Origin of the sequence: Bacillus sp. CCB-MMP212, assembly GCF_022748145.1 — a bacterium.
Classification (GTDB): Bacteria; Bacillota; Bacilli; order Bacillales; family Bacillaceae_G; genus Bacillus_A; species Bacillus_A cereus.
The window spans coordinates 116,593-132,337 of sequence record NZ_JALDQE010000005.1 but is presented as its reverse complement, the minus strand read 5'-3'; the positions used below and the strand labels follow the sequence as shown (position 1 = coordinate 132,337).

Genomic DNA, 15,745 nt, shown 5'->3' with positions numbered 1-15,745 from the left:
TTTAATCCCTACTCTTTTTCACTTTTACTCGATATGATAAACATTCATTTAAAGATGATTGCTCTTCATATTTCCCAGCTTCAAAATCATACGCTCCTCCTGGGAAAATCCCAACTATACTTAAATGAGCCTCGGCACATAAATTACTAATCTCATCTACAGCATAGCAGCGTAAAGATTGTGTCACGATATCATTTGAAGAATCTATTTCCCACCAATGGTCTAGCATTCTTGCATTTTCACTATCATATTCATACTTTCGCATTGCAGAACCTATCAGCATTTCTTGTCCATTGGCTTTTTCCCAATATAACGGTTGATAAATATCAATAAGTGCACATCCATCATCTTTCAACCAGTTATTTATACGCTTTAATAAAAATAATTGTTCCTCATCTGTTCCTACACCAAATCCATCTAAATAACTAACAACATCAAACTTTTCTTTAAAGTTAATTTTATAAAAATCGGCGCAATAAACCTCAATGTCATTAGTAGAATGTTCTTTTGCAAACATAGCTAACTCCGGTACAAGCTCAACAGTAGTCATTTTTACATTCAAATTAGACATCGCCCTTGCGAATCCGCCATTTCCAGCTCCTAATTCTAACATCGTCTGAATTGGATATCCAACTTGTTCTTGCACTTCTTTAGCAACTTCCTGTAACCAATTTTCATTATTTATATCATAGCTCATTAGTTCAAATTGTTTTTTATAAAATTCTTTTACATTTAATTCGTTCATTATTATTCTCCTCCTGCAAATTATTTTTCTGTTACAGGTGAGAAACTAAATTTCTAATCCCCATGAAAAATCCTCCTTTTGATTTCCCTACACTTACAATTTATCAAAATAATAAGAATTTTGAAAGTGAAAGTATAAAAAATAGATAATGGATTATTCCACTATCTACTCTTTAGCTACTCTTATTTTTCTTTTTGATACTCCATCCAGTCACCAGAATCAATAACTTTCAATATCATCTTTTTATCTTGAGCGATATACACATATGCCTCAATTTCCCTATCAGCAACATATACTGTTTGCGTGATTCGATCATATAAATCAGTCTCCGCATTACCTGTATATTCTTCTAGTTCATCTAACTTACACAATATCTCATCATTTACTACATAAACTTCTCCATACACCTTTTCTTCAATCGAATAAGTCATGGCCGGATATCCTTCGTTCGTATCAAATAATTTTCCATATGTCCAAGCTCTGTCTGCAATGCATGTTGCACCTAGCATATAATGAGCATTCGTTTGTCCTCTTCTTAACGTGCCATAAACGAAAACATGATACATAAATTCTTATCCCCTTTATATGTCTCTACTTTCTTATTTGTAAATAAGCACGAATCATAAAGTAACTCACTTCATTCGGAAGCTGTTCTTTAATAGATTTCAGACCACCCTCTGCATTTTGAACGGCAGTTTCAATAAGAGATTCATACTCTGATGGAACAAAACTTTGCCACTCTACTTCCATTCCATCCTCGTAGCAGCGAATTAAATGGTTTTCGATTGTTTGTCTTGATAAGTTGCGTTCTTTTGCAATCTCATTCAAATCAATACCTTGTTTATACATTTCATACGTTTCTAAATGAGAATTTGCGGACGCTTTTCCTGACTTTTTACGCTCTGAAACTACTTCTGTCTTAATCGTTTCAGCATAATTTGGATTTTCTTCAATAAAATGCTGAACTGCTTGTAAGAAGTGCGAGCCATATTTCACAAGTTTGTGTTCTCCGATACCTTTTACCGTCAACAATTCGGAATCACTTTGCGGCATTTTCACGCACATATCTTTCAACGTTTGGTCAGAGAAAATAACGAACGGAGGTACACCTTCTCCTTGTGCAATTTCTTTACGTACTTCACGAAGCACTTCAAATAAAGGATGGTCTTGAACAATTTGTCTTGTCTCTACTCGTTCTTTTCGTAAAACATTCTCTTTACCAAGTAATACTTCTTTCCCTTTTTCTGTTACTTTTAACGTCGGATAAGTGCCATGTTCAACTGCAATTAACTCATCTGAAATTAAAAACTCAATAAACTCACTGACCTCTTTTACACTACGGTTCGATAAAAGCCCATACGTTGGTAAAGTATGAAAATTAAATTCAATAACTTTCTTATTTTTCGACCCCGTTAATACTTGCGCTATCATTTGCTTTCCAAAGCGTTGGTTCGTTCTAATCATGCATGATAAAACCATTTGTGATTCCCTTGTCACATCGATGCTCTCGCGATTGTCTGTACAATTACCACAGCGTCCACAATCTTCTTTCGGTTCTTCTCCAAAGTATTGCAAAATGAATGATTGTAAACATTGTTCAGTATGACAGTAATCGGTCATATTTTGCAATTTTTCAAGTTCATTTGAAAAACGTGATTCTCCAGTTGATTGATCAATTAAAAACCGCTGTACTTGTACATCTTGAGAAGAATATAACAATATACATGTACTATCTAATCCATCACGACCAGCACGTCCCGCTTCTTGATAGTAACTTTCCATATTTTTTGGAAGCTGATAATGAATTACGTAACGAATATTCGATTTATCAATACCCATCCCGAATGCAGATGTTGCTACCATTACACTTACTTCATCTCGTAAAAAGAGTTCTTGTTGCTCATTTCGATCACTATCACTCATACCAGCATGATATTTTGATACAGAAACTCCTGCCTTCATTAAATCTTCATATAACTGATCGACTACTTTTCTAGTAGCTGCATATATAATCCCAGATTCCTTTTGATTTTGACGAATATAATCCGCCAAATATGCATTTCGATCTTGTCCTTTAATGACAGAAAACGATAAGTTCTCTCGCTCAAACGTTGTCATAATTGTATTTTCTTGATTAATTTCAAGTGTGTTACAAATATCTTCACGTACTTGCGGTGTTGCTGTTGCTGTTAATGCTAATACGAGCGGTTTTTCTGGAAGATAATCTAAAATGCGATGTATATGTAAATAACTTGGACGGAAATCATGTCCCCACTGTGAAATACAGTGTGCTTCATCAATCGCAATCATAGGGATTTTCATATCGATAAGTTGGTCAACAAACTCCATCGAATCAAGACGCTCAGGCGCCACATAAAGTAACTTGTAATGTCCTTGTTTCGCTAATTGAATTCGCTGATTTGCTTCAGCAATAGAAATAGAACTATTAATATATGTAGCTGAAATGCCATTCTGTACCAATGTATCTACTTGATCCTTCATAAGTGATATTAAAGGGGATATAACCAACGTCGTTCCTTCAAATACTAATGCCGGAATTTGATAACAAATCGACTTACCGCCACCTGTTGGCATAATACAAACTGTATCTTTCCCATCTAGTACATTTTTAATTGTTTCATCTTGTCCTCTTCGAAACGAAGAATAACCAAAGTAGGACGCTAAAAGTTCTTGTGCTTTAGTAAACAAAAAAGAGTCACCTGCTTTTCTTTATCTTTCATCTACTTCTATTATATCAATCACTTATACGACTTGAAAGGGATGAATAAATGCTTATTGTTTTTTCATTATTCTATATTTAATATGAATTAGCATCCGTGTTTTATATGTTTTACAACATTTATAACGTAAATCCAGTACACATGAAGAAAGAGTTTCAATTTAAATATTCATTTTATTTCCCTTTCTTGAATACTACTAATCGTATACATATAAATTCAGGAGGTTTCTATATGAAACATCGTAATATGAGTTCCATCACAACAAAAAAGAAAACAACACAACTCCAATTCTCTAATAATGATGCGTGGAAATATGAATCATACTATAAGTACCAGCCATTATTCTCTTATAAAAAGCTTTTACATTTTCTTTCTCAACTTTTTAGACGTTAATATATGCGCAAAAAATGTATCATTCACAGAAGTTTTCTCAATATTAAACGTATAGACTTACTACAATTCAGTTGTTACCATATATAATAATCTGTTGGATAAACCCCTTAAGTTGACCTGCTTATATTAGCAGGTCTTTTTCATGATTACATACTTCTGTGCACTTCAATCCCACTTCCAAGTCTTTTCTCCATTTTATAACTATATTTAAATCCCAACAATTAATGATAATCATAAATCGTTGGGATTTAAATTGTTCACATATAATTATGCAATTCTTCTTTCTCAATACACAAAACACATTTTACTTGTTACTATAAAAGTACTCCAGATGAGTTTTTGCTCATCGACATTATCTAGTTAATGGGGCCTGCCGCGGGAAGCAGGTCCCTTTGACTTTATGACGGTACCAATTTCATTTGGACACATTTACCAGGTTTTTTCAAAAGAATTTTATGATAACATTACGTAGTCGAGTCCGACATCTCGGCAATACCCTTTTGAGGGTCTGCAACTTCCCTTGCAGACTCTCTTTTACTTTATATTCATTTTATTCATATATACCACAACATCATTCGTTGAATTTCTCCATTTCAAATTCCCTAAAAATAATCTAGGACACGTAACTAAAAATAAATATTTATCATACTTTGAGTTATACATGTTCAAAGGAGTGTTACTATTTATGTATTCTTATTGGCAATCGTATTACTCCCCCTATCATAATCCTTATGTAAACTATGATTTATCCGTACGTAACTACCGAATTAGTAAAAACGAGAATTTTTTAAAAGGGTATATGCGTTCTTTATGGGAACAACACGTCGCTTGGACGAGATTGGCTATTATAAGTATTGTATTTAATTTACCAGATGTTAACGTTACTGTTGGACGGCTTCTACAAAACGCAACACATATGGGTCTATCACTTGAACCATTTTACGGTGAGGATGCAGTGAAAAAATATAGTGCATTAATTAAAGATCACTTAGTAATTGCAGCGGATCTTGTTAAATCCGCAAAAGCTGGTGATCAAAATGCAGCGGCCGCTATAGAGAAAAAATGGTACGCTAATGGTGATGAAATTACTCAATTTCTTAACAGTATCAACCCATATATAGATAAAGAAGAATTTAGAAAAATGTTTTATGAACATTTAGCACTAACTAAGGCAGAAGCACTGGCATTCCTAAATAAAGATTATGAAGCAGGAGTAAAACTTTACGATAAAATTGAAAAAGAAGCATTAGAAATGGCCGACATGATAACAAACGCAATCGTAAAACAATTCCCGCAAGTATTTCAATAAAGTAAAACTTTAATCAGAGTAGGTATTACTACTAAGTAATACTTAATAAAAATAAGTCGATTTCCAAACATAAATCGGCTTATTTAGTTTTCTCTCCATGATATTTCACCTCTCCTCTTTACATTTAGCTTATATCGATATATTTTATTAATATCCGTTTTTTATAGGAGGAAATAGTTTGATTAACGCGATTGGTCTCGTTTTTATACTTACAAATAAACACGAGAAAAAAAAGAAAGTTTACTTAAATGAAAAATTTGCACTAATAGATATTATTGGTTCTAAAGAAGTATTTGATGATGAAGGGAATCCTTTAGTAGAACTAACATGTAAATACAGTATATATTTAGATGAAAAATATTACTGTAAATCTCTCGATGATTATACCGGACAAGTATTTCCTTTCTTAAGTGCCAAAATAGGAAAAGGTCTTCTAAGAAACTTAAACTACTACTTTTCTTACGTTGATGCCTATGATAAGAAACCACCAGTTAAAGAAATAAGACCACTTATGAAACAAGTAACGAACAGATAGCGAAAAATACAAAAAAAAGAAAGCATCTAACTCTAGATGTTTTCTTTTTTATTGAAAACTCATTAACTTTCATCCTCTTCTAAAAGTATGTATCCAAGCATATTTTAAATTAAAAACATTGGAGGATTAGACTGAATGAAATACTCAGAAACAATTATAAGCAAACGACTTCGAATACTTAAACTGACGGGTATGTTTTTCATGCTAGTGTTAATAGCATGGATTGGCTATACAAAATTACTTTATGAAAAAGGATTTCTTCAAGAAAAAAAGAATTCAGTAGAAGTAATGAACACTAGCATTACAGGAGAAATAGAGCAGCTTTTTCATATAAACTTGCAAGGTTATCGAAAAACAAGCCTTGATGCTGTTATAGAAGCAAGTAAAACCGATCCAAGCGAACTATCCCTAATTGAACTGGTCAACAAATCCTGCTCGCGAGATTGCATAGGCGAACCAGTAACATATGTAAACTCAAACAATGGATATATCTTTTATAAGGAATCTAATGGAACTAATGTAGCTATAACGGTTAAAAAGAAAGACACATGGGTAATTGTAAAGAAATCTATTCAAGATGGATTATAATTCCCCCCAAAAAAAGAGTACGTATCGTACTCTTTTTTATTATTAATCCCCTTCCTCTTCATCCCTACAATGGCATTTCGGTTTTGTTTTACAATGACATTTTTCACACTCACATTTCGGTTTCTCTTTGCAACAACATTCGTGAAAATCTCTGCATTTACATCTACATCTCCCAAACATTAAATCATCCCAAAATTTATTACAATTTCGGGAATGCCCACAATGACAAGTATTCCTCATGAATATACTTCCTCCTAAATAGAATTCATCATATTCTATGTTTGAAAGTATACAAAGGCTTGTATATTAGTCTATTTTCTCCATATCATAAGTAGAGTTAGAAGATTATATAATAATTAGTCTTATCTCACATACTCATAGTACCACTTACGTGAATCTAACCAAGCTGTAAATTTATCGATATTTCCAGCCGGGTAACCATTCGTTATAGCATAACCAATGCCATCTTTCTGAACGACAATTTGTCCATCAATACCCGCATCAACCATCGCTTGAGCCAAAGCTTGTAAATTACTAAATGCTACACCGCCAGTTTTTACTTTGAGCAAATCCACTGCAACTCCTCCAGTTTGTCCTGTAAGAGCAAATACAATAGAATTAGCGATTTTATCAACATTCCATTTTGCCATGTCGGATTCATTGTCAATAAATCCTAATTCTATAAGAATAGCAGGTGCTTTCGTCCCATTTAATACCGCTAAATCTGTACGCTGTTTCGCACCTCGATCACGCCATCCAATATCTTTTGCTAGTTGAGCTGAGATTTTAGCCGCCAAGTCTTTCTGATCATAATACAGAACCTCAACACCCTGTCCATTTCCATTGCTCGCATTAAGATGAAAAGAAATAACTAAATCCACAGCATGGGAATTGCTTTTACGAATAATATTATTTAAATTTTGTGATTGAGTTGTCCCTACCTCGTCCGTATCGTCATAAACCGTGTGTCCCAAGGCTCTTAACTTAGCCGCCACAGCATCTTTAACTTGCCTATCCAGAACGTGTTCTCTCCGATTCCCAAAATTAGCACCTTGAACAATACTATTGTGTCCTCCGTGCAAACTATATCTGGCCATTATTCATCAACATCTCCTTTCTTAATATCCTATTCAAAACTTGTCTCATTGCTATTCCCACTTACAATCTTAACTGCACCAATACGTCCTACATTTTCTAAAAGTGAAGGCAATTCGTTTTCGATTAAAAAAAGAGATGTCACTTCACAAATCGGATTCTTTATTCTCTAAATTGTATTAACTTGAATGGTAACACGAACAAAAAAGCATCACCTTTTTGGCGATGCTTAATAACTCTATTTTACGTTTTAGTTCCCTAAATAAAGTTTAAGATCATGGTGACCGAAACTATACCTATATTTCCGCCTCCTCCTTCACTGCCTCTTTTAACCTCTGCAACATATACCCAATTCCTTTACACCCCTCTAGCGGATATGTAATCATTTCTTCTGGATATAACTTTGTCACTACTTTTTTATGCTTCTTCCCTGCTAGTAAGACGATTTCGTCAAACTGTAGTAAACTTTTATCTACCATCTGTTTTTGTAATTTCTCTATACTTATTACCTCATCGCTTTTTGAATCAAATGCAAGATCATAGTTTTTTAATACAATATCATTTGGCCTTAAAAATCCATGTTTCGCTGATAATATAACCCAGTTTTCGAAAAACATGGATGCGTACGCCTGACATGCTTTTCCGAACGGACTAATATATACATCTTTTGCTTCCATCGGTCCGTAGTTTGAATGCTTATCCCAAATTTTCTTTTTTCCACATGGAATTATACATAGCCTTTTCATATATATTTCTACTCCCTTTACTTCAATAAATAAAATCCATTATTTTGTACATTTTTCTCTCGAAATACTATATAATAATTCTGAAAGTTTTAATTACACATTTTACCATATAAGTACTATAGATCACTCTCAATGCAAATATTATAATACCATAAAAATTTTTCTTTTTTTCTTCAAAATAATAAAAATAAATTGTAATATTATGATGTAATAATAAAAATTAAAAAGGAGGTTCGTAAAAATGAAAAATATTATCCCTGCACTATTAGTCTATTTTATCGTTTGCGTTATTTCCGTTATCATCCCAGCATCTGAAGGCTACAATTATGTCGGCTGGAAGTTATTTGTTGGGCAAGTGTATGCGATACCTATTTTCTTCATTACTGCGATAATCACATTTTATATAAACAAGAAAAAATCTTACGAATAAACAATTGTAAGGATAGCTAACGCTATCCTTATTTTAATTCGTTAATCAAATCTAAAATAGCCCTTGCAGTACTTTGTATCCTTTCTTCCGAAAAGTCAAACGCAACACCTGTATTTATATATATTTCCTGTATAGATAAATTCCAATCTGAACTCGCTCCCTCTTTAAAGAAAGTAATCGCTTGTTCCGGATTCTCTCGATAAATTTGAAACAATTGAATCGCTCCTATTTGTGCAATTGCATATTCAATTTTATAAAAAGGAAACTGAACAAAGTGAAATGACTCGAACCAACTAGAACCAATTTCATTCTCTACTCCTGCAATATCAACTGATGAATATTGATACCTTTTACATAGTTCAATATATTTCTCATCTCGCTCTTCTGGTGAATGATTTGGATTTGTATAAAGCCAGTGCTGGAATACATCTCCTGAAACTGACGATATTAATAACGATAAAGTACGATATAATTGAACTCGCTGTACTTCTTTATAATCATCCTCTTGCGTATAAAAAATAGTAAGCTTATCCATTAATAATAACTCCAGGCTAAGGGAATAAAGTTCCGCCACCTCTTCACGAAGGTATCTTTCCTGCATACTACTTTCATTGTTAAATTGTTTATAAAAATGTAATGCATGCCCCAATTCATGTATTAATGCATGAATTGCATAAAATGAAGGACTAAAATTAGAATAAATAAAAACGTCTTTACTATGAGGTAAGGTAAAGCAAGCAGCTCCTGATGCTTTATTTTTCCGTTCTTGTACGTCAATTAATCCCGCTTCCCTTATATGAGTAAATTCCTCATGAAAACATGAATCTGTCTTCCGAAACATTTCTTCAACCCCATCCAATAAATCAATGTAATTTTCAAATGAAGATTTTTGCAAATTACAAGGAGCAAGATCCCAAGGACGATACGTTTTTACATCAAGATTCTTTTTAAAAAGACTTCCTAACTGTTTCCAAATTGGTACAACACACTTTTCTATCGACTCATGAAACTTATAACAATCTTCAATACTGTAATCTCTATTTTTTTGTTTAAAGGCATACTCACTATAATTATTAAACCCTGCATTTAAAGCCATCTGATTCCGCAATTGTACGAGTTCCTTCATAATACAATCTATTTCTATTTTTACTATACTTCTTGCTTCGCATAAAGCGTACCAAGCTTTTTCACGAATAGCTCTATTTGGGTTATCTATCCTTGCTTTTACGTATGCATACGTCTTTTGCTCGCCTTCCCAATTAATAGATATGTTAGACATTATTTCTCTATATTTCGTAATAAGTTCTTGCTCTTTAACGGAAAGCGCTATGTTCTTTTCATTAAACATTTCACTCTTCACAAATCTTGCTTTTTTCATAAATCCATATTTCTGCTCATCTAATAAATCAGAAAACGGACAATCTCTAAATTTCTGGTCAAATTTTGCATTGTATCTTTTTAAAAGTGGCTGAATTTCATTTTGGTTATACATATGTATATCACGTATATTACTATCTTTTGTATCTCTATACATAGCGATTAAATTGATCGTTAACTCTTCTTCTATTTCTGCGTTTAAACGCAGCTCCTCCGAAAGCCAGCTCTCTAATTCTGAAACCGACGTAATATTTCGCTCTAAAAGTGACTGTAATTTACTCTCCAAATCATTCAACATACACAATCCTCCCGTTTTTAATTTTCTGTTTTTTCGAGATAAAAAAGGACAAGTAGCCAATCTGACTACTTGTCCTTGCTGTTTATGTGTACTCAATAAAATTAAGCTTGGAATGCTTCTGTTAATACTGGTACGATTTGTTTTTTACGAGATACAACACCTTTTAAAGTAGCTGTGTTGTTTTCTAGTGATACGTTGTATGCTTTCTCAACAACGTTTGCTGCTTTACCGATCGCAAGACCGACAGAATTGTTAGTTAAGATATCAGTTACAACGAATAAGAATAGGTCTAAACCTTTCTCTTCTACTACTGCAGAGATTACTTTTTCAAGTTCCGCTTGGTGTACAAGAACGTCGTTTGTATCAACAGCGTTTACTTGTGCGATTTCAACTTTCGCATTACCCATTTGGAATTCTTTAGCGTCAAGAGAGATTAATTGCTCCATTGTTTTTCCGCTTAAGTCAGCACCAGCTTTTAACATTTCTAAGCCGTAGCTATCAGCATCTACACCAGCGATTTCCGCTAATTCACGAGCAGCTGCTACGTCTTGTTCTGTGCAAGTTGGAGATTTGAATAGTAAAGAATCTGAAATAATTGCAGATAACATTAAACCTGCAACTTCTTTACGAATTGTAACGCCATTTTCTTTGTACATTTTGTTTAAGATTGTAGCTGTACATCCAACTGGCTCACAACGATAGTATATAGGATCGCTTGTTTCAAAGTTAGCAATACGGTGATGGTCAATAACTTCTAACACACGAACTGATTCGATATCGTTAGCACTTTGTTGACGCTCGTTATGGTCAACTAAAATAACGTTGTCCACTTCGCTTGCTACTGTCTCAACAAAACGCGGTCCTTCTACTTTAAAATAGTCTAACGCAAATTGAGTTTCACCGCTGATTTCGCCTAAACGTACAGGCTCAGCATTCATTCCTAATTCTTTTTTCAATTCTGCATAAGCAATTGCAGAACAAATTGCATCTGTATCTGGGTTTTTATGCCCGAAAACTAGTACTTTTTCCATGTTTTCCACCTCTTCATGAAAAGGATATCTTAAAGAAGCAAATATGACAATATTTAAAGCATATTTTTTTATAAATAATTGCACTTTCTTCTATATTTTTCATCATTTTCATAAAAAAAATCATCTAAAATGAATTAGATGATCGAAATGTATGTTTCAATTAAAATAGTGTAGGAGCTTGCACTACATTGTTAAAAGCGAAATTTGAGGATAAGCCATTATTCAAAAGGTTTACATCTATAACTTGATAAAACGCATTTCCAGTGTCTGCAATTTCCCAAACAGCTAAAATAAGATGGTACCCACTACGGTCAGTTGGTACATTTGCTTCGTGCGTTACTGTTGTCCCTGGTCTAGCTCCACCGTCATTTTTTACATAGAATGGCACTAAATCTAAATCTGATCGCGTTAAAGGTTTATTTGGATTCCAACCTTTTTTCGTAATATAATATTTCCATTCTTTTGTACTATGAGGAGCCGTTAGTTTCCACTTGAATGTATTCATCCCGCCATTTAACGTAACTTTCTTCCACCTATCTACAGTTTGAACATCTAAAGCGGGAAAATGACCAGCCCCTGCAATTTGTCCATCAGAAGGTCCTAGTTGCGGAAATCCACCTATCCCTTCTACGCTTTGTGGTTCATATTGAATCGGTCCACAATTTACATTTACCCCTTGCTTACATAAATAAGATCGGCTCGCTGGTGATTCTACATATCCATGAGCTGAAGCCTTTTCTGAAAATCCAAATGTTAATAATCCCGTAAGTAATACTCCACCACTTAAAATAACTTTCTTCATCTTTTGTAAACTATTCTTTTTCATACTTTCATCCCCTTCCGATAATAAAGCGAAAATAACTATAGTTGGCTAGTCATCTTCTCTACATTTATTATAAGACGAGAATCATTACTAAAAGAACCCTCTAAAAACTTTCTCAAATTCATTTAGTGCGTTAATTAGATTATAATTAACTATTTTAACACCGCCAGAAAAATATAGACTGTGTTAAAAATAGTTGTTTATTATTCACTTACTAATAATTAAGCACTCTCCCCGTTTGATTATATCTTAAATGTTTTTATAATAAATAACCGTAGCATCTAACTTTCCATTCGGAGAAATTGCATACCCTGGTATTGTTCCAACTTCTTGGTAGTCTAGTGATTTGTACAATTTATTGGAAGGATCTCCTTCTCTAGTATCTAATACTAAAAGAGACCTGTTTTCTTGCTTTGCTCGTTCCTCTGCTTTTTGCATAAGCGATCGTCCAATACCGTTACGTCTAAAGTTTGGATGAGTCATTAATTTACAAATCTCGGCTCTATGAATTCCGTTAGGCTTTGTAACTAATTGTAATTGAATACTCCCTGCTACTTCGTTGTTTATTTTAGCCACATACAATATCACTTCTGGCGCTAATACTGTTTGCCAATACTTTGTTGCGTCTTTTTGTTCCAGTGGAGGCAAAAAACCAATTGATGCCCCATCATTTACAACCATTTTCAAAAGTTTCGAAAGTTCTTCCATATCATTTTCTAGTTTCTTAATTTCTTCAATTACTAAATTTCGCATTACTTTTCCCCCTTTTGTTTCATTGTAACAATTTTTAAAGAAGGAATAATGAAATAATAAGATGAATTTATATTAAGATATGATTTTTTTTGAAAGGATAACGATATGAAATATATATTAGATAGAACGTACGCAAAAGAATTACTCGTATGGGCATATGAACAAAACCCGGGCCCTTGGTTTGAACATTCACTACATGTTGCTCAAGCAACTGAAAACATAATTATAGAACTTATAAAAAAAGGGTACAAGCTAGATGCTGACATAGCATATAATGCTGCCCTTTTGCATGATATCGGAAGATACAAAGGTTTTACCAAATCGGTCATTCATTCCTATGATGGTTATATGTATATGAATGATTTAGGGTATACAGGAAACGCTGTTATTTGTGTGACACACTCATTCCCATGCAAAAATGAACATATAGATATCGCAGCGGAGTGGAGTCTCGTTCCTCACCATATGAAAAGCCGGTTAGTTGCAATATTGAATGAACATAGTAACTACGACTTATATAATAAAGTAATTACTCTTTGTGACGCTCTTGCTGACGCAGATGGCTTTACTACGCTGGAAAGAAGATTAATTTCCGTTGGTTTGCGTCATGGTACAACATCTCATACATCTTTACATTGGAAAGGGTTTTATGCGATTAAGAAAGAATTAGAAGCTTTAATCGGTAAGAGTATATACACAGTTCTTCCTGATGTAGGAAAATCTATTTATGAAGATATAGAATATTAAATTGAATACAAATTGAAAACGATAAAAATTGAACCCATCCTAGATAATTTTTATACTCAAATTTAATTTCACATAAAAAACGTTTTAAACATAAAGTTTAAAACGTTTTTTATTCAATGCTTTTGATTTTTCAGTTCTGTTAAACACTCTTGCACTAAAGTTACCGCTTGACTCATCGCAGCTCCGCCAGCAAATGCTGCTGAAACACCACATGCTTCCAGAATCTCTTTATCCGAACATCCTTGATCAAGACAACCTTTTGTATGATAAATTGTACAATACTCATCTTGCGTTGCTAAACTAATTCCTAATGCAATAAGTTGTTTTTCTCTTTTTGTTAAAGCACCCTCTTGAAAACAAGCTTGCGTGAACGCATTATATGTCTCAGCGATTTCAGGAATTTGATTTGTAAAACTACCTATACCTTCTTTATAATGATGTAGAATATCATTTATCGAACTATGTTGCTCATGTTCCATCTTATTCCCTCCAGTCATATTATCCATACCTATTGTAGTATGCGATGAAATGGAGGCAATATACCCTCTTTTAAATTAAGAATTTTCAGTTAATTTACGTTATAATTTTAAATTATCATCTACAATAACTTTTTCTCTAGAACTTTTTCTTTCAACCTCTTTACTTCTTTCTTCCCAAAATGTTAATCCTTCAATCCCCACATTTTTAGGATTAAATACTGGATCTTTCCCTTCTTTTTTCTGCGTTTCATAGTCTTTTAACACTTTTAATGCGATTTTACTTAATAATAGAATCGCGATTAAGTTTAACCATGCCATACTACCGATTCCTAAATCTCCGAGATTCCATAAAAGCGACGCTGATTCAACACTACCGATGTAAACCATAATTAAAAATCCAAATTTTAAAACTGGTTTTAACCAGCCATACTTCAATTGACGATCTAAATAAGTAAGTGTCGTTTCAGCGATATAGTAATAAGCGAGTAACGTTGTAAATGCAAAAAAGAAAATTGCAATTGAAATAAATATTGGACCAAACCCTGTCATCACAGTTTCAACTGCTTGTTGCGTATAAATTGGACCTGCTTCCACATTTCCTATGTTTTTTACAATAGCGCTTTTCCCTTCAGGTATAACATTATACATACCTGTAATTAATATCATAAGAGCTGTCGCTGTACATACGACAATTGTATCGATATATACGGAAAACGCTTGAACTAATCCTTGTTTTGCAGGATGCGATACTTCAGCAGCAGCCGAACTATACGTCGCTTCTCCGACACCAGCAACGTTTGAAAATACAGCACGTTTTACACCCCATGCAATAGCTGCACCAACAATTCCACCAAACATTTCATTTACACCAAATGCGCTAGAGAAAATTAAAGCAAACATACTTGGAATCTCCGTTACATTCGCAATTAATATGATACATGTAACAATTACATAACCAATTGCCATAAATGGAACAAGCATTTGAGAAACGCCAGCAATTCTCTTTACACCACCAAAAATAATTGCCGCTAGTAACACGACTAAAAATATACCAGTTATATATTTGTTAATACCATTAGAGTTTTCGAATCCAACTGCGATACTACTAGATTGAATACCTGGTAATAACATGCCATATGAAAGTGTTACAACTACCGCTACAATGACTGCAAACCATTTCATTTTTAAACCTTTCTCAATGAAATATGGAGTACCGCCGCGATATTCATTCCCTACTTTACTTTTGTATACTTGAGATAATGTTGATTCAACAAACGCACTCGCTGCCCCTAACAAAGCCATTACCCACATCCAAAATACAGCTCCAGGCCCGCCGAAAGCGATCGCTGTCGCTACCCCTGCGATATTACCAATTCCAACTCTTCCTGATAAGGCTAAACAAAATGCCTGAAAAGATGATATTCCCGTCTCTGAACTCTTTCCTTCAAATAATAGTTTAATCATCTCTTTAAAATAACGAATTTGCAAAAAACGTGTTGCAATCGTGAAATATACGCCTGCCCCTAATGCAAAAACAACTAAACCGATACTCCACACTTGCCCTACTAACCATTCTACTAAATTCTCCATCCAAATCCCCCTTATCATTCTTTGGAAAAGCAATTTTGTATATAAGAAAACGGACAACTATTATC

The 15,745-nt window shown here is 33.7% G+C and carries 17 protein-coding genes; 5 read left to right on the top strand and 12 right to left on the bottom strand.

Annotated features, from left to right (window positions below; genetic code table 11):
* Position 1: 1 nt before the first annotated feature.
* The 3 genes from MRP26_RS15380 to recQ all read right to left on the bottom strand — a co-directional run bounded on the left by MRP26_RS15380 (position 2) and on the right by recQ (position 3,454).
* Complete coding sequence (locus MRP26_RS15380) at positions 2–745, bottom strand: class I SAM-dependent methyltransferase (RefSeq protein ID WP_095690721.1); 744 nt, start codon at positions 743–745, stop codon at positions 2–4.
* Positions 746–927: 182 nt separating this feature from the next.
* Complete coding sequence (locus tag MRP26_RS15375) at positions 928–1,311, bottom strand: gamma-glutamylcyclotransferase family protein (protein ID WP_000274900.1); 384 nt, start codon at positions 1,309–1,311, stop codon at positions 928–930.
* 25 nt (positions 1,312–1,336) lie between these two features.
* Complete coding sequence (recQ, locus tag MRP26_RS15370; protein WP_000494276.1) at positions 1,337–3,454, bottom strand: DNA helicase RecQ; 2,118 nt, start codon at positions 3,452–3,454, stop codon at positions 1,337–1,339.
* Between the two features lie 1,110 nt (positions 3,455–4,564).
* Between recQ and MRP26_RS15365 the strand changes: the two genes are divergently transcribed.
* From MRP26_RS15365 to MRP26_RS15355, 3 genes are all read left to right on the top strand, one after another.
* Positions 4,565–5,188 (top strand): acetylglutamate kinase, encoded by a 624-nt coding sequence (locus tag MRP26_RS15365; RefSeq protein ID WP_197242573.1) that lies wholly within the window; start codon positions 4,565–4,567, stop codon positions 5,186–5,188.
* 178 nt (positions 5,189–5,366) lie between these two features.
* The gene (locus tag MRP26_RS15360; protein ID WP_197242574.1) at positions 5,367–5,723 is read left to right on the top strand and encodes a cytoplasmic protein; all 357 of its coding nucleotides are present in this window, start codon (positions 5,367–5,369) and stop codon (positions 5,721–5,723) included.
* Positions 5,724–5,858: 135 nt separating this feature from the next.
* Positions 5,859–6,311 carry a hypothetical protein gene (locus tag MRP26_RS15355; protein WP_069355751.1) on the top strand — a complete coding sequence of 151 codons (453 nt, stop codon included), beginning with the start codon at positions 5,859–5,861 and terminating at the stop codon, positions 6,309–6,311.
* Here the strand turns inward: MRP26_RS15355 and MRP26_RS15350 are convergent.
* The 3 genes from MRP26_RS15350 to MRP26_RS15340 form a co-directional block, all read right to left on the bottom strand.
* Positions 6,296–6,487, bottom strand: a complete 192-nt coding sequence (locus MRP26_RS15350) for a hypothetical protein (protein WP_000502998.1) — start codon at positions 6,485–6,487, stop codon at positions 6,296–6,298. The two genes, MRP26_RS15355 and MRP26_RS15350, sit on opposite strands and share 16 nt — an antisense overlap.
* A gap of 186 nt (positions 6,488–6,673) precedes the next feature.
* The gene (locus MRP26_RS15345) at positions 6,674–7,408 is read right to left on the bottom strand and encodes an N-acetylmuramoyl-L-alanine amidase (protein WP_197242577.1); all 735 of its coding nucleotides are present in this window, start codon (positions 7,406–7,408) and stop codon (positions 6,674–6,676) included.
* Between the two features lie 294 nt (positions 7,409–7,702).
* Positions 7,703–8,152, bottom strand: a complete 450-nt coding sequence (locus MRP26_RS15340) for a DUF6884 domain-containing protein (RefSeq protein WP_000824876.1) — start codon at positions 8,150–8,152, stop codon at positions 7,703–7,705.
* A 241-nt stretch (positions 8,153–8,393) separates the two neighbouring features.
* On the opposite strand from MRP26_RS15340, the gene MRP26_RS15335 reads away from it, so the two are divergent.
* Entirely contained in the window at positions 8,394–8,582 is a 189-nt protein-coding gene (locus MRP26_RS15335) for a DUF4017 family protein (RefSeq protein WP_000789485.1), read from the top strand.
* 28 nt (positions 8,583–8,610) lie between these two features.
* Here MRP26_RS15335 and MRP26_RS15330 read toward each other — a convergent pair whose 3' ends face one another.
* The 4 genes from MRP26_RS15330 to MRP26_RS15315 form a co-directional block, all read right to left on the bottom strand.
* Complete coding sequence (locus MRP26_RS15330; protein ID WP_078400760.1) at positions 8,611–10,257, bottom strand: M3 family oligoendopeptidase; 1,647 nt, start codon at positions 10,255–10,257, stop codon at positions 8,611–8,613.
* Positions 10,258–10,358: 101 nt separating this feature from the next.
* On the bottom strand, positions 10,359–11,288 hold the full coding sequence (gene ppaC / locus MRP26_RS15325) for a manganese-dependent inorganic pyrophosphatase (protein WP_242806268.1): 930 nt from the start codon (positions 11,286–11,288) through the stop codon (positions 10,359–10,361).
* 160 nt (positions 11,289–11,448) lie between these two features.
* Complete coding sequence (locus MRP26_RS15320; RefSeq protein ID WP_053564225.1) at positions 11,449–12,114, bottom strand: lytic polysaccharide monooxygenase; 666 nt, start codon at positions 12,112–12,114, stop codon at positions 11,449–11,451.
* Between the two features lie 246 nt (positions 12,115–12,360).
* Positions 12,361–12,864 carry a GNAT family N-acetyltransferase gene (locus MRP26_RS15315; protein WP_001245255.1) on the bottom strand — a complete coding sequence of 168 codons (504 nt, stop codon included), beginning with the start codon at positions 12,862–12,864 and terminating at the stop codon, positions 12,361–12,363.
* Positions 12,865–12,969: 105 nt separating this feature from the next.
* Between MRP26_RS15315 and MRP26_RS15310 the strand changes: the two genes are divergently transcribed.
* Positions 12,970–13,611, top strand: a complete 642-nt coding sequence (locus MRP26_RS15310) for an HD domain-containing protein (RefSeq protein WP_242806267.1) — start codon at positions 12,970–12,972, stop codon at positions 13,609–13,611.
* Between the two features lie 113 nt (positions 13,612–13,724).
* Here MRP26_RS15310 and MRP26_RS15305 read toward each other — a convergent pair whose 3' ends face one another.
* Positions 13,725–14,117, bottom strand: a complete 393-nt coding sequence (locus tag MRP26_RS15305) for a carboxymuconolactone decarboxylase family protein (RefSeq protein WP_001999958.1) — start codon at positions 14,115–14,117, stop codon at positions 13,725–13,727.
* A gap of 72 nt (positions 14,118–14,189) precedes the next feature.
* A complete protein-coding gene (locus MRP26_RS15300) occupies positions 14,190–15,680 on the bottom strand; it encodes an alanine/glycine:cation symporter family protein (protein ID WP_006920613.1) in 1,491 nt (496 codons plus the stop codon).
* Positions 15,681–15,745 lie beyond the last annotated feature (65 nt).